Here is an 18,731-nt window from a genome sequence, read left to right as displayed (position 1 = left end):
AAGATGGGATACTATGTAGGAAAAGTCATTCCTGCTAGCTCGTTATATCTCTATCATACAACAGTTTCCATCCATCTTCCGTTATTTTTAACTTTTGGAAATAATTGTTGCAAACTGCTTTTCCATTCTAAAAACGGGGCATTCCAAAGCATTGAAGCCTAGGCTGTAAAGTTGTTATCCCTAGCCGTCAAGGCTATCACCTTTAAGACCCGTTTGCATGTTCCCTCTAAGAAAAGCGATTAAACATATATCCACCCCTTCATTTTATCATGTTAGCCCGCGTTTTGTGACTCCCTGTGGCAAAAACTTCAGATTTTTTAATGATACTTTTATTTTCAGCTTTTAATACAGAAAAAAGCCGCAGCTATGACCATTCACATAGTACGGCTTTGGAAAAATATCTCTGACTGTTCTTCTAAGAATTTTTCATAAATTTTCTATGGATATATTCCCTTGTTGTGGATGTATATTCCACTAAAGGGCTGAATTGTGGAAGACTCAGTTTCGAGATAAGGGTGGATTCGTCATCACAAAAGACTTCTGGGCTGGCTGGGAAACCACTCGCTTTCCTGCGGGGGACCTGGCGAGCTTCCTCGGGCTATCGCCCTGTGGGATCTCGCCTAGACCCTTCTCCCGCGGGAGTCTCGCAGTTTCCCAACCAACCCATCCGAAGGATGAGAGAAACGAATCCCTGTTATTGAGGAAGAAGTCTTCTCCGCTCGCTGGTGACAAGCATGCTGTTATAAGTAGTTTTCCCTTTGGTTGAACGACTGCATATCGATATTTCCGTATTCTTACAAACGCAAGGAGGTTCGGGAAATTGCGAGACTCCAGTGGGATGAACATGACAGGTGAGACCCCGGAAGACGGAGTCTGAGGAGGCTCAACGCATGCCCACGGAAAGCGAGTGATTTCCCGGACCTCCCTACCGTTACTACCGTAACGGAAACAAATATATCTTGAAACTGAGTCTTCAGGTATTGGGAGCTTTAATTGTATAAATATGATTTGGAATTGACATTCCATTAGGTTAATCAAACCATTTTCAAATGAACACTATAAAGAGGGTCCTTAAAGTTTTGAATAGCGGCTGACGCTTAGCAGAATGCCGACAGAGCATAACGTCAACGTTAAGGAAGAACCGCCGTAGCTTAAAAACGGTAGCGTAATCCCGGTAACAGGAATAAGTCCGGTTACTACACTGATATTGATCATTACTTGTATGGATATCATTCCTACGATGCCAAGTGCAAGAAGCGTACCATACAGGTCTGGTGCATATAAAGCAACACGGATACCCCGCCAAAGTACCAGCAGGAACAAGGCCAGGACGAATGCTCCGCCGAGAAAACCTAATTCTTCTGCCAGAATGGCGAATATAAAATCGGTCTGAGGTTCAGGCAGGTAGAAGAATTTTTGCAAGCTTTGCCCAAGACCAAGCCCCATCAGCCCGCCGGGACCGATAGCATAGAGCGATTGGATAATTTGAAACCCGCTTCCCAAAGGATCTTCCCACGGATTCAGAAAGGCGGTTATCCGCTTGATCCGGTATGGTGCAGAAGCGATTAATGCGACAAATCCAGCCAGACCGAGCAATCCTAACCCAACAAAATGAGCCCACCTCGCTCCAGAAACAAAAATCATCAGCATACACGTTCCCACTAACACGACGCCCGTCCCTAAGTCTGGCTGCAGCATAATTAATCCAAACGCGACAAGTACCAGACTTAATGCTGGCAGAAAGCCCTGTTGGAAGGAAGTGATATACTTTTGCCGCTCAGAAAGGAACTTGGCCAGGAAAATGATTAAGCCAAGTTTCATGAACTCAGACGGCTGGATGCTGAAAGCTCCGACGCCAATCCAGCTTTGTGCCCCTCCCCTTACCATCCCTACCCCAGGGATCAAGACAGCAATCAGGAAGATAAAACAGATAATCAGAAGCTTTTTGGCATGGGTCCTCCAAAACAGATAAGGCACCCTCGCTATAAAAAACATGGCCAACACACCAGCTCCGGCAAATAAAATCTGCCGCTTCGCAAAGAAGAATGAATCATTGAATTTATAGGTCGCCCAAATGCTGGACGAACTGTATACCATAATAACTCCGATAGTAAGTAAAGATAAGATACCAACCATCAACAAAATATCAGGCATGGCTCTCGGCTGGCTTTTTTTACTCAAGAAAAAACCCCTCCTCCAACTAAATTGGAAAATGGGGCTTTCATTTCTTTAACTGTGAACAAGCCCCTATTTCAGCTTATGCACAGCTTGGACATACATATGCCCTCTTTCTTCAAAAGTAGTATACTGATCCCAGCTGGCACATGCCGGTGACAGGAGTATGACATCTTTTTCCCCGGAAAGGTCAAATGCCACTTGCGCTGCTTGTCCTACATTATCAACTTTTTTAATTTCAGCAATACCGGCCTGCTGTGCTGCCTGTGTCATTTTATCCGCTGTCTCACCGAAGACCACCATAGCTTTCACATGGTCTAAAAATGGCACCAATTCATCAAAGCTGTTGCCCCGATCAAGACCACCGGCAAGTAAAATCACCGGCTGCTTAAATGCACCCAATGCTTTGGATGTAGCGAGAATATTAGTTGCCTTAGAATCATTATAAAACAGACGGCCCTTGATATTGCCGACAAATTCAAGCCGGTGAGGAACACCTTTAAAACTTGTCAGCACTTCTTGGATGCCTTCATCGGTAGCACCATTCAATTTCGCCGCTGCTACTGCCGCTAATATATTTTCCATATTATGCTCTCCAACGAGGACGATATCTTCCCGCTTCATAATGGAGCTGCCGTTATAATAGATATATTGTTCGTCTGCATATGCTCCCTCTTCCAATTCCTGCTTTGCAGAAAAAGGTACGAGAACAGATGCTGCATCATCGAGAAACTTAGCGATTACAGGATCATCGGCATTATATACGAGGTAGTCATCCGCCGTTTGATTTTTGAAGAGACGGGCCTTGGCTTGCTGGTAATTTTCCAATGTTTTATGGTAATCCAGATGTGCTTCATAAATGTTCAATAACACAGCAACGGTAGGACGAAATTTTTCAATTCCCATCAGCTGGAAGGAAGACAATTCGATTACCATCGACTGATCATCCGTTGTCTCCCTTGCTACTTCACAGGAAACTTCCCCGATATTACCGGCAATTCTTGGCTCTCTACCGCTCGCTTTCAACATTTCATGGGTAAGTGTAGTAGTGGTAGTTTTACCGTTTGAGCCGGTAATACCTACAATGGGACCATGATGAAGATGTGCGGCAAGCTCAACTTCGGTAATGACCGGCAGGTTTCGCTTTTCCGCTTCCGCCACCAGACTATTGTCATACGGGATGCCTGGATTTTTTACCATGACATCGATACCATCCAAAGCAGAAACCGGATGACCTCCAAGAACCACCTCAGCTCCTGCTTTTTCCAGCTCCTGCACCACCGGGTCCTCCTGGCTTGCTTTATAGTCATTGACACGGACGTTTACACCGCTGTCCAGTAATAACTTTGCTGCTGCTGTTCCACTTTTGGCAAGTCCTAAAATCAATGCATGCTGATAAGGAAAATCTTGTAATCGTTTCAACCTAACCACACCTCAATATAAATTCCTAAAATGGCAAACACCAGACCGACAAGCCAGAAAGAAGTCACCACACGCCATTCTGACCAGCCCTGCAATTCATAATGGTGATGGAGCGGGCTCATCCGGAATACTCGTTTGCCTCTCGTTTTGAATGATATTACCTGAATAATGACCGATAATGTCTCAATGACGAATACTCCTCCAATAACAACCAGGAGGATTTCCAGTTTGGTCAGGATAGCAACGATTGCGATCGCTCCACCTAATGCCAATGATCCAGTGTCGCCCATGAATACTTTAGCCGGGTGGGCATTGAATACTAAAAACCCGAGCAGTGATCCTACAACCGCTAAAGAAAAAATAGTAATCTCAAATTGCGGATTTCCTGTCCATGCCAGGATAGCAAAAGCACCGAATGCCAGTGCAGCTGTGCCGGCTAACAGGCCATCTAACCCATCCGTCAAGTTGACGGCGTTAGAAGCTCCTACCAGCATCACAAGAATTAAAACAGGATAAAGCAGACCAAGGTCTACTTGGATATCTGTAGCTGGTACAGCTATGTAGGTCGGGAAATTATGCTGACGTAAAATTAAATAAACAACGACAGCGATGACAAACTGTGCGAGCAATTTTTGCTTGGAAGTCAACCCAAGATTCCGCTTCATGACTACCTTAATAAAATCATCAAGAAATCCAATCAATCCATACCCAATCAATACGAATAAAAGTAAAAAGACTTCAAAACTCATTGGTTCCGGATTGAATTTAGCTGCCATGATCAAGGTCGTTATGCTGACAGAAAACAGTACCATCAGCCCGCCCATCGTCGGCGTCCCTGATTTTTTCTGGTGGCTTTCTGGTCCTTCTTCCCTAATACTCTGTCCGAACTTCAGTCTTCGAAGAAATGGGATGAATACAGGTGAAATCAGGACGGTGATTAAAAATGCGATGGCTATTGTAATTAATAGTACAAAATCGTTCATCTAATATTCCTCCTTTGTTCCTGGTTACCGTCCGTTTACTTCTCTACTAAAGGATCGATGATTGTTTCCAGTTTTACCCCCCTGGAAGCTTTAACTAATACCACCGTATCCTTATCGAGATCTTTTTCTACTACTTGCTGTAAAGATGTTTTATCTGTGAAATGTTCGGATTTGATATTCAATTTCTTTTCCGCTACGGCTTTACTGATTTCATCGGCGTCTTCACCAAATGTATAGACAGCCGCAATATCTTCATCTATCACATCTGCGACACTGCGATGCATTGCTTTTGCATGGTTGCCGAGTTCATAAACATCACCGAGCACCAGAATTTTATTTTTCTTTTCATTCATGCCTTTGATGACTTCAATGACAGCTTTCATGGATGTAGGAGAAGCATTGTAGGCATCATTAATAATCAAGGACCCATGTTTTCCCTCCAGCCGCTCAAACCGCATGCCTGTAACCTGAATCTGGTCAAGTCCCTGCTGGATCAGCTCGCTGGAAAGCCCCATTAGACGGGCCAGCGTAATGACATAGCTCGCATTTTTAACATTATGCTTACCTGCAAGCGGTAATTCATAATGAACCCCGTCAATGACAAAACTGCTTTTCAGATCGTTTAATTTCAGGTCTTTGATCTGGGTTCTGTTATGTTCGTCTATACCACAACCCCAGTTATTCGGATCCTTTAATTCTTCAGCCAGTAACGGTTCATCCCCATCAAATATCAATGCCCCGTCACCTTTGAGACCGGCCTTGATTTCCAGCTTTGCTTTAGCAATCCCCTCACGGCTTCCTAAATATTCAATATGCGATTCCCCGATATTCGTAATCAGGGCGTAATCCGGCTTGGCAAGTCGACTCAACACCTCAATTTCCCCAGCCTGGCTCATACCCATTTCCAGAACAGCTACTTCCGTATCCTCCGGCATCGCGAATATGGTTAAAGGGAGTCCTATATGGTTATTGAAATTCCCGTCTGTCTTATGCGTCCGAAATTTCGTGCTGAGGACCGCTGCTGTCAAATCTTTGGTCGTGGTTTTTCCATTTGAACCGGTGATGCCAATCACTTGGGGGCTCACTTTGTTTAAATAGAAGCCTGCCATTTTCTGCATCGCTTCCGTGGTCTCATTTACAAAAAATAACGGGAAATCCGTCGGTACAAACCGAGGCACTTCCCTGTCTTTTTGCCATAAGGCAGCTACCGCTCCATTTTCGATCGCCTGTTTTAAAAACTCATGCGCATCAAAATTTTCACCGACAATCGGCACAAAAACACTTTGTTTCATTTCTTTTCTTGAATCTGTCATTACCTGACGTAAAGGAATGCTATCCATTGCTGCTCCCTTATATTCAGGGAACAGTTCACATAATTCTTTTACAGCAAACAACATCACTTACTCTCCTTTAGCTGCTTTAAAAGTTGTCGCGCTATTTCTCTGTCATCAAACTCATATCTTTTTCCGTTAATGTCCTGGTAGGTTTCATGACCCTTCCCGGCAATCAATACCATGTCTCCTGGCTGTGCTGTTTCTAAAGCATATTCTATGGCTTCCCGGCGGTCGACTATTCTGTCATACCCACCTGACAAGTGATCGGTCATATCATCAAGAATCTGTTCCGGCGATTCTGTACGCGGGTTATCTGATGTGAAAATCGCATGGTCACCGAACTCCATCGCTACATCTGCCATCAGCGGGCGCTTTGTCCGGTCCCGATCACCACCACAACCGACCACTACCCTTACTTTGCCTTTACAAAACTCCCGCATTGTCTGCAACACATTATGAAGGGAATCAGGCGTATGAGCATAATCAATGACCACGCCGAATGGCTGATTCTCCTCTACGGGTTCAAAACGTCCACGGACACCCTTGGAGGCCTCCAGTGCCTTTTTAATCACGGCAAGTTTCACCCCGGAGGCAATCGCTGCCCCGGCAGCAGCCAGCATATTATATACATTGAATTTACCCATCAGGCTGCTGTTGATAAGGGTATCTCCTTCAGGGGTACTCAATGTAAATGTCGTCCCTTTTTCATGCAGGTGAAGGTCTTTCGCCATGATCGCAGCCTCCTTTTGAATGCCGTAACTAAGAACCGGCTGAGCAGTACTGCGTTTCATGACATCGGCCGCATCATCATCTTCATTGATGACGGCAAACTTCGGGTGTTGAGGATGGTATGTATTCCCCAGTTGGGCAAATAACAGTGACTTAGCATGAAGATATTCATCCATGGTGCTATGATAGTCCAGATGATCCTGACTCAAGTTCGTAAAAACGGCCACATCAAAGTCGCAGCCATGCACCCTTCCTTTATCTAATGCATGGGAAGAAACCTCCATAATGGTGGTATCCACGTTTTGCTCTTTCATGGTATGAAAACTTTTTTGCAAAAACAATGAGTCAGGTGTCGTGTTTTTCACAGGATACACCGACTCATTGATTTTCATTTGGATCGTACCGATCAAGCCGGTCTTATGCTGATTCATCTGGAAAACTTCCTCAAGCAGATAGCTGATCGACGTTTTCCCATTTGTCCCGGTTATACCGATCAGCTGCATTCCGGTCGTCGGATACTTGTAAAAAGTGTTGGCAATACTGCCCATTGCCCTGTTGGAGTCCGGGACAACCACATACGGTACAGATACATCAAGAGGGCGCTCACAAACGAGCGCTGCCGCTCCTTTTTTGATCGCCTGGTCCACAAAGTCATGCCCGTCAAAATGTTCACCAGGCAGACAGATAAACAAGTCCCCTTCTTTCACTTGACGGGAATCCATTTCCACTCCGGTTATTTCAATTTCTGTTATCGGTTGATTTGTTTGGAAATAAGGTATATGTCTCAATAATTCTGGTAGTTTCAATATTATCATCCTAACTGTAAACACATTCTCATTTATTATAGCAAAAGTTTTTCAATCTCACGATGACAGAAGAAAATTTACTCAGAAAAACTTGAATGAGCGATTTGTTCTTTATTTTGATGAAGGCACATAGGAGAATCAAGCTGCCTCTAAACGGCATCTTTAATTAAAGGGAGCCATAACAGAAGTCAATCTATAAAAACCTCATTCTCCTAAGTAAATTCTGATGGATGATCCCGTTTCTAACTTCACGCCTGGAGCAGGTGCCTGCTGGATAACTTTGTTGCCTTCTCCACTGACGTCTATATTGAGATCGATCAGGTAATTGGTGAGTTCTTCCCTGTCCATACCAACCAGATCAGGCATTTCGACCATCGGCTGATCCGGCCACTTGTACTCTTTCTCCAGACCGCCGTCTCTTTGTTCGACTCCTAACGCCCTCAAACTGTCCTCCATAATATTCCCTACAATCGGAGCAGCTACTACTCCACCGAACTGAATGGTATTCTTCGGATTGTCGACAGCGAGATATACAACCAACTCCGGATCATCCGCCGGAGCGAAACCTATGAAGGATACAATATAATTATTCTTCATATAGGTCCCATCCTTGCCGACTTTCTGAGCGGTACCTGTCTTTCCACCAACGCGGTAACCTTCCACATACGCTCCCCTGCCTGACCCACTGGCTACTACACTTTCCAAAGCTTTGCTGACTTCCTCCGAAGTTTCTTCAGAAATAATCTGTTCTTTCAGCTTTGGCTCATTTTTTTCTACCAATTCACCTGACACAGGGTCACGCCATCCTTCCTGGATATAAGGTTCATAGAGATAACCTCCGTTGACAGCTGCCGCTACCGCCATTACCTGCTGGATTGGTGTAACCGATACCCCTTGCCCGAAAGCGGTGGTCGCAAGTTCAACCGGCCCTACATTTTCCGGCTTGAACAATATCCCTTTCCCTTCTCCCTGCAAGTCTATTCCTGTTTTTTTACCAAATCCAAAATTATCGATGTACTGGAATAATTTTTCTTTTCCCAGCTTTTGCCCTAAATTAACGAATCCTGGGTTACATGAATTTTGAACGACCTCCAAATAGGTTTGATCCCCATGTCCACCACTTTTCCAGCACCTTATTTTAGCACCATCGACATTGATTGATCCAGAATCGTGGTAATGGTCTTCGTGCAGATCCACCAAACCTTCTTCCAGCGCTGCAGCTAATGTGATTATTTTGAAAGTGGAACCTGGCTCATAAGTGCTCCATACTGGCAGGTTACGGTTGTATACAGAAGCATCAACTTTCTGGTACTTTTCCGGATGGAAATTGGGTCTGCTCGACATACCAAGTACTCTCCCGGTCTTCGGGTCAACCGCAATGGCTATCGCTCCATCCGGCTCATATTTAGAAACTGCAATATCGAGTTCCCGCTCCATGATTGTCTGTACACGTTGATCAATGGTAAGTTGTAAATCCATACCATCCTGGGGAGCTTTATAAACATCGGCTTTATCAGGCATCCGTTTTCCTTTGGCATCCGAGTAAAAGGAAAGATAGCCCGGATCCCCGCTCAATTTTTCATCATAGAAAGCCTCGAGGCCCATCAGCCCCTGGTTATCGATTCCGGTAAAACCGAGCACGTGGGAAAGAAAAGCACCGTTAGGATAGTGACGTTTAGAGTCCTGTGCTACATAGATCCCTTCCATCCTCAACCCCTGGATTGCTTTTGCCTGTTCCTCGGATATCTTCCTGCCTTCTGGATGAATTCTCTCGATCGAAATGTTTTTGGTTACATGCTGATAAGCTTTCTCCACAGGCATGTCCAAAATACGAGCCAGTTCCTGTGCCGCTCGTTTTGGTTCCTTAATTTGTCTCGGTACGACCATCACCGTAGGTGCTGATACGTTGCCCACTAAAACTTCTCCTTCGGTATCCAGTATCTTCCCTCGTTCTGGCTCAAAGGTAATGTCCCTGCTCCATGATTCTTCTGCATCGGCCACAAGAAAATCACCAAGCACAAATTGTACATATCCCAGCCTGATCATAATGATCAAGAAAATGACCGCTGCCAAAATAAAAACAGTGATCAACCGTTTTCTGACTGTTACGAGTGATACGCGCTTCATCAACCTGGCCCCTTTCGCGCATAGACTTAGCTTGTATCACTATATGACAGTCAAAAAACGATTAGAACACTGCTCAAATCAGGAGGAAGAGTCCGTTTCTTCATCTGGATTCTTATCCTCTTCCTCTGTCTCTTCTTCATTTTCTAGTCCTGGCGGCTGAAATTCTACTACGAGATACCCGCCATTTTGAATCTTTGCACCTTCAGGAACACTTTGTTTATAGGCAAAACCGCTGCCCATTGTTTCAACTTTCAACCCGAACATATCAGCAAAATGGAAGACATCTCTTGCTGACCATCCAGTAATATCCGGCATCGTCGGTTCATCGGCAATAAGGAAAATACGCTGATTCGGAAGTACAGGAGCCCCTGGTTCCGGATAAATTTGTTCCACCTTATCATTTTCATTCCCGATTACTGTCACCCGATTGAATGTATCACCAAGTTTCTCTTTTGCCTTCTTAACCTTATCATCAATAACATCAGGCAGTTCGATTGGGTCCACCGTTTCTGTCGTTTCCTGATCCGGACGAATATCCAAATAATGGAGACTGTTCTCTGTCACTGTCTTTACGATATGAGAAACAGGCTCAGGTCCATATTCTGTCACTTCCAATTCTGGCTGCTGTACAGCTACATAAATCAGTAATTCCGGATCATCCTGAGGAGCCATCCCGAGGAAGGAAAACATGTAGTTGTTCTTACCTGTCATATATTTCCCTGTTTCTGAATCCGGGATTTGTGCCGTACCCGTCTTCCCTGCCAATGTATAATCATTAAGCTGATAGACGCTTGCTGTACCATCGTCTTCAGAAACGACAGTTCCAAGCAGATCGCGCATTTTTTCGGCCGTCTCAGGCGAGATAGGATCACCAATCTTTTCAGGCTCATTCTCACTGACAACCTCTTTCGTTTCACCATCTAACACCTGCGATAATACGTATGGACGCATCATATTGCCATCGTTCGCTACTGCGCTCGCTGCGGTCAATAGCTGGATTGGAGTTGTTGTCGTACCTTGTCCATAGGCGGTGGTCAATTTTTCAACCGGCCATTTATAAAGTATTTTTCCGGTTTCTTCTCCAGGCAAGTCGATGCCGGTTTTGTTTTCAAATCCAAAATCATGCAAGTAATCAAGGAATTTATCGGATCCGACTTTTTCGGATAGCTTGGCTGCCGCTACGTTTGAGGAAACACGCATACCTTTATCGTAAGTAATGTCTCCCCACCCTTCACGGCGATGGTCTCGAATCGGCCGGCTTCCTTCATCAAACTGGTAGCTGCCGGAAGAAAATTTTTCATTCCCATTGTACACTCCTTCTTCCATCGCTGCCGCCCACGTGAAGATCTTCATCGTCGAACCTGGCTCAAAAGAGTAAGAAACGATATCGTTATACCAATTCTCCACCTCACCGATCTGATTCGGGTTGTAGCTCGGACGATTACCAAGCGCCAGAATCTGCCCGGTATCCGGATCCATGACGGCTGCCATAATCCGTTTCGGGTTGTATTGCTCTTCTACTTGCGACATAGCATCTTCTAAAAAGGTCTGAATCTTCTGGTCGATAGTTAGGACGACATCATCGCCGTCTTCCGGCTGCTGAATCACTTCTTTTGGATCCAGGAGTTTCACTCCGTATTTATCCCGCTGATAAGATATCCGGCCGGGTTTTCCATCTAAGTATTTCTGCATTTGCTTCTCTACGCCTGTGATCCCTTTGTTTTCCCCATCTTCCGTACGGGAAAAACCGATGACATGCGAAGCGAATGTTCCATTTGGGTAGTACCTTTTCGATTCTTCGATAAAATTAATACCTGGGATGTTCTTTTCCTTGATATCCTTCATTGTCTGTTGGGATAGATCCCTTCCCGCTGCTCCGAATTCCACCTGGAACCGACCGTCTTCCATGCCTGATTCAATCTTTGACTCTATTTCACCAGCTTCCATATCTAATAAAGGAGCCAGCATATCCGCCGTTTCTTCCGGGTCGGTGACATGCTTTGGCTCCTCAAGGTTAGTGGAATAGCTTTCATCGACGATGGCATAAAGTCTGTAGGTCGGGCGATCATAGGCCAGTGTCATGCCATTCTGATCCAGGATCCGGCCGCGGGTCGCATCAAGCTGATAGGCACTTGTACGCTTCTTATCGGCCCATTCATCTAAATCAATCCCCTGCACTTCTCCGGTTGTCTGAATATAAAGAAATCTACCTAACAGCAGCATGAACAGCAAGGAAAAAAACAGCATCCACACTTTAGCCATCCGGTGGGTATTCTTGCTTTTCATCAGATGATCACCACAATCTTTTGTTAATTTCCGATGGTTGACGCCTGTTTAACCTGGGCATTTTGAATATTCAATCCGTTCTCCTTCGCGATCTTAAGGATACGATCCGGATTGCTTAATTCTTTCACTTCATACTGAAGACTTTCATTTTCTGCCTTTTGTACTTTGACCTGTTGCTCTAATTTCTGTACATCTCTATTCAGAGCGTCAGTCGTAGATGAAAATTGTACCATAAAAACAGAGGCAGTGAGTACTATTCCACTTACTGCGGTATAAAGAAATTTTTCTCCTCTGGAAATCCAGCGTTTTTTCTGGACTTTGACTTTCACCTGTTTTTGCTGTTGTTCTTCAGGCTGTTGCACATGTTTTATTTGCTCTGCGTTCATTATTTGTTCCACCTTTCATCGCTTTTGAATTCTTCTGTCCATTCTTTTACTTTCTCTACAATTCGCAGCTTAGCGGACCTTGATCTGCGATTGTCATCTAATTCGTCCTCTTCCGGTACGATTGGCTTTCTCGTAATGAGCTTGAATGGCGGTTTCTTTTCTTCTGGAATGATCGGGATGTTCTTTGGCACCGGTGGATTACTGCTCCACTTTTTGAATGCCTGTTTACAAATCCTGTCTTCCAGTGAATGGAACGTAATCACAGCGATCCGTCCGTTAACAGAAACGGAACGAGCAGCCTGATCAAGCGCGTTGCTGAATACGCCAAGCTCATCATTGACGGCAATTCGAATTGCCTGAAAAACGCGTTTCGCAGGATGACCGCCTTTTCTGCGGGCGGGCGCCGGGATCGCATCTTTAATGATATCGACTAGTTCAAACGTCGTTTCAATCGGCTGTTCTTCCCGCTTTGTTTCTATCTTTCTGGCAATTTGCTTTGAAAATTTTTCTTCACCATATTGGAAAAAAATCCTCACCAGCTTCTCATATGGCCATTCATTGATGACCTGATAAGCTGAAAATGAATCCTGCTGATTCATCCGCATGTCAAGCGGCGCATCATTTTGATAACTGAACCCACGCTCTTTCACATCCAGCTGGGGGCTCGACACCCCTAAATCAAACAAAATTCCATCCACTTGTTTGATACCAAGCTTCTCTAACTGAGACTCCAATTCTTTAAAATTCGCATGTACAAATGTAATTTTGTCGTGATGAGGCTTCAGCCTCTCTGTTGCTGCCTCGAGTGCCATTTCATCCTGGTCGAAAGCAATCAATCTTCCACCTGTACTTAGCTGCTCACATATGGCTTCTGAATGACCTCCACCACCTAATGTACAATCAACGTATGTACCTTCTGGCTGGATTTGTAATCCCTCGACAGCTTCCTTTTTCAATACACTATAATGATCAAACATCCAATCACCCGCTTCTTATTTTCGAATTAAATATCGAAGTCCATCATATTTTCAGCAATCTCCGCAAAGGATTCTTCTGATTCCTCAAAATAGTCTTCCCATTTATCCTTCGCCCAGAATTCAATCCGGTTAGAGACACCGATTACGACACATTCCTTCTCCAGTTCTGCGAAATTTCTTAGTGGTTGTGCGATATTTACTCTTCCCTGCTTGTCCACTTCGCATTCTACTGCACCAGAGAAGAAGAAACGTGTGAAGGCGCGGGCGTCTTTTTTAGTAAGTGGGAGTTTCTTAAGTTTTTCTTCAAGGATTCTCCATTCAGTCATTGGGTAAGCAAACAAACATTTATCCAGTCCACGGGTCAATACGAAACTATCCCCCAGGCCCTCACGGAACTTGGCAGGAACAATGATTCTACCCTTCGTATCAATGTTGTGTTGGAATTCGCCCATGAACATAGAGTCTTCCCCACTTTCTGAATAAATCCAGTGTACCACATTCCCCCACTTTCCTCCACATTAACATACACTTTCTCCCCACACTAAAAAAAATCCTGCTCCAATGAGCAGGATTCCTTCTTTATTTTTCGACGCTTAATTGTTGTCCCATCAAGGTTTTTAACGGTTTTTGACACCTTGGTGGAGGATGGTGGGGGATTATAGGTAAATACAGTGGTGAGACTCCTCAAATCTCATATCATGTTCCAGTATTTCTTCAAAGAGTTCCCACCCATACTGGTTTATCCATGGGAGGATACCCCACATCCGTTCCTGAAGCCCTTCTCCTGGGTGCAGCAATAGCTCCAGGTAGTCAAATTTGTTGAGCTCGTTTGCGTGCTTTTCTTCTAGAGCTTTTGTCATCCGCTGTTCCAGAAATTCAATGTCTTTAAAAAGATAAGCTAAATTCTTATCTGCCAGTTGACCGACATCATCACGTATTTCAGCTGCCTTCTCTCTTAATGGCTGATGGAGTCGTTCAATACCATTTTTTACCTGATCCGTAATTTCTTCTAATGGAGGGTAACTTTGTGAGATGAGCCAGGCTGTCTTTTCATGACTGATCCCTTTTTCAATCACATCCTCCGCTCTTAAATGGAAGAGATCCAGATATTTTGCCGCTTTACGGTCGATAAGAGAAAATGAAAGACGCGGGAAAACTGGTGGCATTTTTACTTCCAACGCCTCAAAAGCAGGCTTCAACACCGACCAATAATTGATTTCCCCGGGACCGCCAATGAAAGCGAGTGTAGGAAACATTAACTCCTGCATCAATGGCCGGGTCACTACATTGTTACTAAGGAATTCCGGGTGTTCTTCAGCCATGTCCAGCAACTCTTCTTTCGTCAATACGACCTCGTTTTGCTTGCCGTAGTAATTCCCGTCCTCCCCCTTCATTAACAGTACCCTTTCTCCATCGTGATGGTAGAATAAATGGGCATCTGACAGGTTGCAATCAAGGGAAACCGGATAGCCTTGCTGCATGTTCTGCTGCCAGGCCGCATACACCCCCTGCGTGATCTGTGTCTGGTTATGGATCATCGCTTTAAAGTGCTCCGATTCCAGTTTACGGAAGGAGGGGTGATGGGAGTCGACCAGCACGACTCCTTCTTCACGAAACAGATGGAATATCAGGCGGGCAAAGAAATCCACATAGCTCTTCGATTGGTTTATTAGTTGATAGATTTGATTTTCCAGATCTTTCGTATATACGGATTCTTCCAGGTGGCTAAACAATTGTCCCAGCCATTCTTCAACTGCCGGCTTTTCCATTGGTAGATCCGTCACCGAAGATTTTTTGCCCGGAGTATGCTTCACCTGATATTTTTGCATACGGTTATTTTCAGGAAGATAGACATGATTGATTTCATCAAAATCATGGTCCTCCCCGGCAATCCAAAATACCGGGACCACCGGCGTTCCTTCTTCTTTCTCTGCCTTCCTTGCCAGATTAATAATAGAAATCAATTTATGAACGGAATATAACGGACCAGTCAGCAGACCTGCCTGTTGACCTCCGATGACGACGGTGCTCTCTGCATCAGCAAGCCGGTCGATATTTTCCATTGTGCTGCGCGGGGCATCCCATTTCGCATTTATCTCATGTAAGACACGTAAGAGTTCATCTCGTTGGAAAGATTGTTCCTTCAAATCTTTTTTCCGATCAGCGAATACCGTCGAGTGAAAAGGATGATAGTGGAACTTATCCTGTACGCGCTCGTTTGCCTGGCGATAATCTTTTATCAGAGGGTTGGTTGTTGGTAAATCAATTGGATCAATGCGCATATGTGAAGGTCTCCTTTTCATTCTGAAATATGTATACTTATGTATTGTACAAAAAAGGAGCGCGTAATTCACATATTCTGTTTTATAATGCGAGCAGTTTACCGGCAAGTCCATACAAACTGAGACTGATATACAGGAAACCGAATAATAACGTATTAAAACGCCAAAATCCCTTCCACGCCCGTTTGAACGCTATTTCTTCATGAAGGCGATACTGGATAATAATAGCTCCTGTCAATACCAGCAGCAAAACCAGCAGGATATAACCGAAAAAAGACTGCTCAAACAGTACTTTCGCCAATAAGTCGACAGACAGGATAAATAGAAGTGTAGCCAGGTTGGTCGTCTTATGGATCGCTTTCCATTTATGACGGTATATTTTTCGATAGATGAAATAGAAAATAAACAATATCGGGATAGGCATCGTTAATGCGGCCGCATACATGTAAATCAAGATATCACTCATCTTCCTCCTCCTTTCTCTTTTCAAATTGTTTGGCATTTATGGCTTGGTAGATAAAAGAATGTGCTGGGATTTGTCCAGGGGATTTTTTCAGAAGGTAACCGGTGATCGCGTTTATTTCTGTTATTCTGCCTGCGGATAAATCTTTATACATCGAAGAATAGTTTTTGGCTGTCGACCGGGCAATCCGCTCCACATTCGCCCATTCTTCGTTTTCATCCAGAGCGAGTACATTGCAGGCTTCCCTGCATAGTTGCCTGGCAAGCTTGGTTAGGTATGGGTTGTCCAGCAACTGGCCATTACGTATTTCGAGTAAGGCGGTCAGCGGATTTATAACAGCATTGATAATCAATTTCTTTGCCAGCATTGGATAGTAGTCTTGCTCTAATACAAACGGGAAATCTTCCTGATGCAATCGTTCCACCAAACTTCCGCTATCCATACTTCCCGTGAGAGAAGCCACTCGGATGATCCCTCTTCCGGTGTGACGTACCGTGTGGTCAGATACTTTCAAGGCACCATGTTCAATCACCCCGACCATCACATTAGCTGAAAGCTCTTTTGCTTTTTCTATATGAGCCATCCCGTTTTGCAGAAAAATTACTGTTATGGAGTCATCCATTTCATTAAGGACCGGGATTAAAGAATCCAGATGATGCTGTTTGACGCAAACAAACAAGACAGCATGATTTCTGATGCCTTCTTCGATTTGGCGGACACGGATAATCGTAGCAATACTCGTGCCCTCAAGCTGAATTCCGTTACTTTCAATACTTGCTGCCTGATCCTTTCGGCGTACGTATAAGGTTACCTGATGACTTTCACCCAGATAATGGGCAAGTAGCATACCGGTAGCCCCGCCGCCGATGATACCTATTTCCACATCGCCGCCTCCAATCCCTCTTCTTTTACTAAATATTGTAGCAAACGATTGAAATAAAGAGCACTAATATTTGCCATAAATTGAGCGAACACTCAATTGTTCATTTCATTCTGAAAATTTTTATATTATAATAAGGGTATAGAGAAATGAAAGGGGAAATCATCATGGTGGAAACTTTACAAGTAGAACGTTTATTAGTTAATTATAAGACCCTTGAAGAATTTAAGCGGTTTAAAGAATATGGTAACCAGGAACTTTCCATGCTGGAGGATTTGCAGAGCAATATTGTGGAAAATGACAGCGAATCGCCGTTTTTTGGAATCTATTATGGAAACGCTTTAGTAGCCAGAATGAGCCTTTACCGCGTAGGTGCCAAGTATGACCAATACTTCAACCCGCCGCAGGATTACCATGAGTTATGGAAACTCGAAGTACTGCCGGACTACCGCGGCAAAGGATATGGAAAAGCTTTAGTTGATTTTGCGAAAAGCTATGATTTGCCACTCAAAACGAATCCGCGCATCAATTCTCACGGGTTCTGGGAGAAAATGGGCTTCCAAAAAGCACATTATGAAATGGAACGGGACCTGGGTGAGAATCCATTAATCTGGATGCCTGCAGGTGTAGAGGAAAAAGAAACTGGAGAAAATCCGGAGTAAGTTAAAAAGTTAGCACACTATGTTATATAAAATAAGCCGCGCTATGAGCTCGATAGCGTGGCTTCTATTTTTGATAGGATTGTATGGTATACCATAGCGCATAACCTGAAAAGGAGTCATAAAAAAATAATGCCATTAAACCGGCAAGTTCTTATCTTTTTGCACCCAGTCCATCAGTTTTTCTACTTCTTTCCAGGCTGACTGGTAGCGTGTTACGGCATCTTTTAACGCCTGGTTTTCTTCCCTCAATGTTTTTACCTGCTCCTGCACGTTTGGATCTCCGGCAGAATGCTGTTTTTCTTTCATCTCGGTCAGTAGAGAAATAGCATCATCCAGCGACATATTGAGGGCAGCATTTGGAATTGCTGCTTTTGCATGTTGTTTCCTTTTTCTTTCATTTTTGGCAGTTTCAATAGCCTGCTGGTAATGCTTACGGACATTGGCATTCCAGCGAAAGCCACAGGCTGCAGGGGTTCGGGAGAGTTTATCAGCTACTTCCCGGAAAGCTTCCAGCTGCGTCCTCCCCTGTCGAATGCAGCGGAGCACCGTTTCTGCCAATAGTAAATCTTCATTTTCTTTCCACGCATCCTGGCGATTGACGTCCATTCCATCCCTCCTCTATCGTTTGCTTTATATGTATGCAAGACAGAGGTTTAATAGAATGACTCTGTTAAATCTCAATGTTGATTTTAAAATGAAAGCTCCCAATTGCTGAAGACTCAGTTTCAAGGTAGATGGGTCCGTTACCATGAGAGGAAAGGGATGGGCTGGAAAACGACTCACTTTCCTGCGGGGGACCTGGCAAGCTTCCTCAGGCTAAAGCCCTGTGGGATCTCGCCTAGCCCCTTCTCCCGCGGGAGTCTCCCCGTTTCCCAGCCCATCCAACCAGTTATGTAACAAGCGGACCCTTCTAAATGTGTATTACTAAAACCTTCATCTAGACGCCTTTATAAAGGATGTAAAAGAGTACCAAGTTTTCTTTTTATCATCATGTGTCAGTTTGGATTTCGAGAGCTTCCTATAGCAAGGGGTGTAGGGGAACGACGAGACTCCTGTGGGATACGCGGGTTAGATGAGACCCCACAGAGCGTCAGCTCGAGTTATCATGAACGAAAACTAGCTCCTTACTCGTAAAATCGTAGGTTAATCTGGTTAGAATGGTTACTGCCAAACAAAAACCAAACCAGAGCTACATTACGGAAGGAGCTAGTTATTATGA

The 18,731-nt window shown here is 44.3% G+C and carries 15 protein-coding genes; 1 reads left to right on the top strand and 14 read right to left on the bottom strand.

Annotated features, from left to right (window positions below; all coding sequences use genetic code 11):
- Window positions 1–1,071: 1,071 nt before the first annotated feature.
- The 13 genes from spoVE to ACGTNI_RS02595 all read right to left on the bottom strand — a co-directional run bounded on the left by spoVE (window position 1,072) and on the right by ACGTNI_RS02595 (window position 16,853).
- A complete protein-coding gene (gene spoVE, locus ACGTNI_RS02655; RefSeq protein ID WP_085509219.1) occupies window positions 1,072–2,154 on the bottom strand; it encodes a stage V sporulation protein E in 1,083 nt (360 codons plus the stop codon).
- A 93-nt stretch (window positions 2,155–2,247) separates the two neighbouring features.
- Entirely contained in the window at window positions 2,248–3,597 is a 1,350-nt protein-coding gene (murD, locus tag ACGTNI_RS02650; protein WP_394459880.1) for a UDP-N-acetylmuramoyl-L-alanine--D-glutamate ligase, read from the bottom strand.
- Window positions 3,594–4,580 carry a phospho-N-acetylmuramoyl-pentapeptide-transferase gene (gene mraY, locus ACGTNI_RS02645; RefSeq protein WP_085508078.1) on the bottom strand — a complete coding sequence of 329 codons (987 nt, stop codon included), beginning with the start codon at window positions 4,578–4,580 and terminating at the stop codon, window positions 3,594–3,596. Before mraY ends, murD begins: the two co-directional genes overlap by 4 nt.
- A 35-nt stretch (window positions 4,581–4,615) precedes the next feature.
- Window positions 4,616–5,977 (bottom strand): UDP-N-acetylmuramoyl-tripeptide--D-alanyl-D-alanine ligase, encoded by a 1,362-nt coding sequence (locus ACGTNI_RS02640; RefSeq protein WP_394459878.1) that lies wholly within the window; start codon window positions 5,975–5,977, stop codon window positions 4,616–4,618.
- Complete coding sequence (locus ACGTNI_RS02635; RefSeq protein ID WP_394459876.1) at window positions 5,977–7,449, bottom strand: UDP-N-acetylmuramoyl-L-alanyl-D-glutamate--2,6-diaminopimelate ligase; 1,473 nt, start codon at window positions 7,447–7,449, stop codon at window positions 5,977–5,979. Before ACGTNI_RS02635 ends, ACGTNI_RS02640 begins: the two co-directional genes overlap by 1 nt.
- Window positions 7,450–7,653: 204 nt before the next feature.
- Window positions 7,654–9,576, bottom strand: coding sequence for a stage V sporulation protein D (locus ACGTNI_RS02630; protein WP_394459874.1), 1,923 nt, complete (start codon window positions 9,574–9,576; stop codon window positions 7,654–7,656).
- A 78-nt stretch (window positions 9,577–9,654) separates the two neighbouring features.
- On the bottom strand, window positions 9,655–11,862 hold the full coding sequence (locus ACGTNI_RS02625; protein ID WP_394459872.1) for a penicillin-binding protein: 2,208 nt from the start codon (window positions 11,860–11,862) through the stop codon (window positions 9,655–9,657).
- A 23-nt stretch (window positions 11,863–11,885) separates the two neighbouring features.
- A complete protein-coding gene (gene ftsL, locus ACGTNI_RS02620; RefSeq protein ID WP_085508065.1) occupies window positions 11,886–12,248 on the bottom strand; it encodes a cell division protein FtsL in 363 nt (120 codons plus the stop codon).
- A complete protein-coding gene (gene rsmH, locus ACGTNI_RS02615) occupies window positions 12,248–13,225 on the bottom strand; it encodes a 16S rRNA (cytosine(1402)-N(4))-methyltransferase RsmH (RefSeq protein WP_394459869.1) in 978 nt (325 codons plus the stop codon). The genes ftsL and rsmH overlap by 1 nt, the downstream gene beginning before the upstream one ends.
- Window positions 13,226–13,251: 26 nt before the next feature.
- The gene (gene mraZ / locus ACGTNI_RS02610; RefSeq protein ID WP_062447906.1) at window positions 13,252–13,683 is read right to left on the bottom strand and encodes a division/cell wall cluster transcriptional repressor MraZ; all 432 of its coding nucleotides are present in this window, start codon (window positions 13,681–13,683) and stop codon (window positions 13,252–13,254) included.
- A 198-nt stretch (window positions 13,684–13,881) separates the two neighbouring features.
- A complete protein-coding gene (gene bshC / locus ACGTNI_RS02605; protein ID WP_394459867.1) occupies window positions 13,882–15,507 on the bottom strand; it encodes a bacillithiol biosynthesis cysteine-adding enzyme BshC in 1,626 nt (541 codons plus the stop codon).
- Window positions 15,508–15,589: 82 nt separating this feature from the next.
- Window positions 15,590–15,973 carry a DUF3397 domain-containing protein gene (locus tag ACGTNI_RS02600; RefSeq protein WP_176224026.1) on the bottom strand — a complete coding sequence of 128 codons (384 nt, stop codon included), beginning with the start codon at window positions 15,971–15,973 and terminating at the stop codon, window positions 15,590–15,592.
- The gene (locus ACGTNI_RS02595) at window positions 15,966–16,853 is read right to left on the bottom strand and encodes a 2-dehydropantoate 2-reductase (RefSeq protein WP_394459865.1); all 888 of its coding nucleotides are present in this window, start codon (window positions 16,851–16,853) and stop codon (window positions 15,966–15,968) included. Before ACGTNI_RS02595 ends, ACGTNI_RS02600 begins: the two co-directional genes overlap by 8 nt.
- Window positions 16,854–17,017: 164 nt before the next feature.
- On the opposite strand from ACGTNI_RS02595, the gene ACGTNI_RS02590 reads away from it, so the two are divergent.
- Complete coding sequence (locus tag ACGTNI_RS02590; protein WP_394459863.1) at window positions 17,018–17,512, top strand: N-acetyltransferase; 495 nt, start codon at window positions 17,018–17,020, stop codon at window positions 17,510–17,512.
- 135 nt (window positions 17,513–17,647) lie between these two features.
- Here the strand turns inward: ACGTNI_RS02590 and ACGTNI_RS02585 are convergent, their stop codons facing one another.
- Window positions 17,648–18,118, bottom strand: coding sequence for an RsfA family transcriptional regulator (locus ACGTNI_RS02585; RefSeq protein WP_394459861.1), 471 nt, complete (start codon window positions 18,116–18,118; stop codon window positions 17,648–17,650).
- Window positions 18,119–18,731: the final 613 nt, after the last annotated feature.

It is taken from the genome of Thalassobacillus sp. B23F22_16 (assembly GCF_043496955.1).
In the GTDB taxonomy this organism is placed as follows: domain Bacteria; phylum Bacillota; class Bacilli; order Bacillales; family Halobacillaceae; genus Thalassobacillus; species Thalassobacillus devorans_A.
Note: the sequence above shows the minus strand (reverse complement) of the source record. Positions and strands in the feature narration are given on the sequence as shown.

Bases quoted from the DNA above. Each gene is read 5' to 3' on its own strand.
- spoVE (WP_085509219.1), bottom strand. From the start codon at position 2,154: ATGCCTGATATTTTGTTGATGGTTGGTATCTTATCTTTACTTACTATC.
- mraY (WP_085508078.1), bottom strand. From the start codon at position 4,580: ATGAACGATTTTGTACTATTAATTACAATAGCCATCGCATTTTTAATC.
- ACGTNI_RS02640 (WP_394459878.1), bottom strand. From the start codon at position 5,977: ATGTTGTTTGCTGTAAAAGAATTATGTGAACTGTTCCCTGAATATAAG.
- ACGTNI_RS02630 (WP_394459874.1), bottom strand. From the start codon at position 9,576: ATGAAGCGCGTATCACTCGTAACAGTCAGAAAACGGTTGATCACTGTT.
- ACGTNI_RS02625 (WP_394459872.1), bottom strand. From the start codon at position 11,862: ATGAAAAGCAAGAATACCCACCGGATGGCTAAAGTGTGGATGCTGTTT.
- ftsL (WP_085508065.1), bottom strand. From the start codon at position 12,248: ATGAACGCAGAGCAAATAAAACATGTGCAACAGCCTGAAGAACAACAG.
- rsmH (WP_394459869.1), bottom strand. From the start codon at position 13,225: ATGTTTGATCATTATAGTGTATTGAAAAAGGAAGCTGTCGAGGGATTA.
- mraZ (WP_062447906.1), bottom strand. From the start codon at position 13,683: ATGTTCATGGGCGAATTCCAACACAACATTGATACGAAGGGTAGAATC.
- bshC (WP_394459867.1), bottom strand. From the start codon at position 15,507: ATGCGCATTGATCCAATTGATTTACCAACAACCAACCCTCTGATAAAA.
- ACGTNI_RS02600 (WP_176224026.1), bottom strand. From the start codon at position 15,973: ATGAGTGATATCTTGATTTACATGTATGCGGCCGCATTAACGATGCCT.
- ACGTNI_RS02590 (WP_394459863.1), top strand. From the start codon at position 17,018: ATGGTGGAAACTTTACAAGTAGAACGTTTATTAGTTAATTATAAGACC.
- ACGTNI_RS02585 (WP_394459861.1), bottom strand. From the start codon at position 18,118: ATGGACGTCAATCGCCAGGATGCGTGGAAAGAAAATGAAGATTTACTA.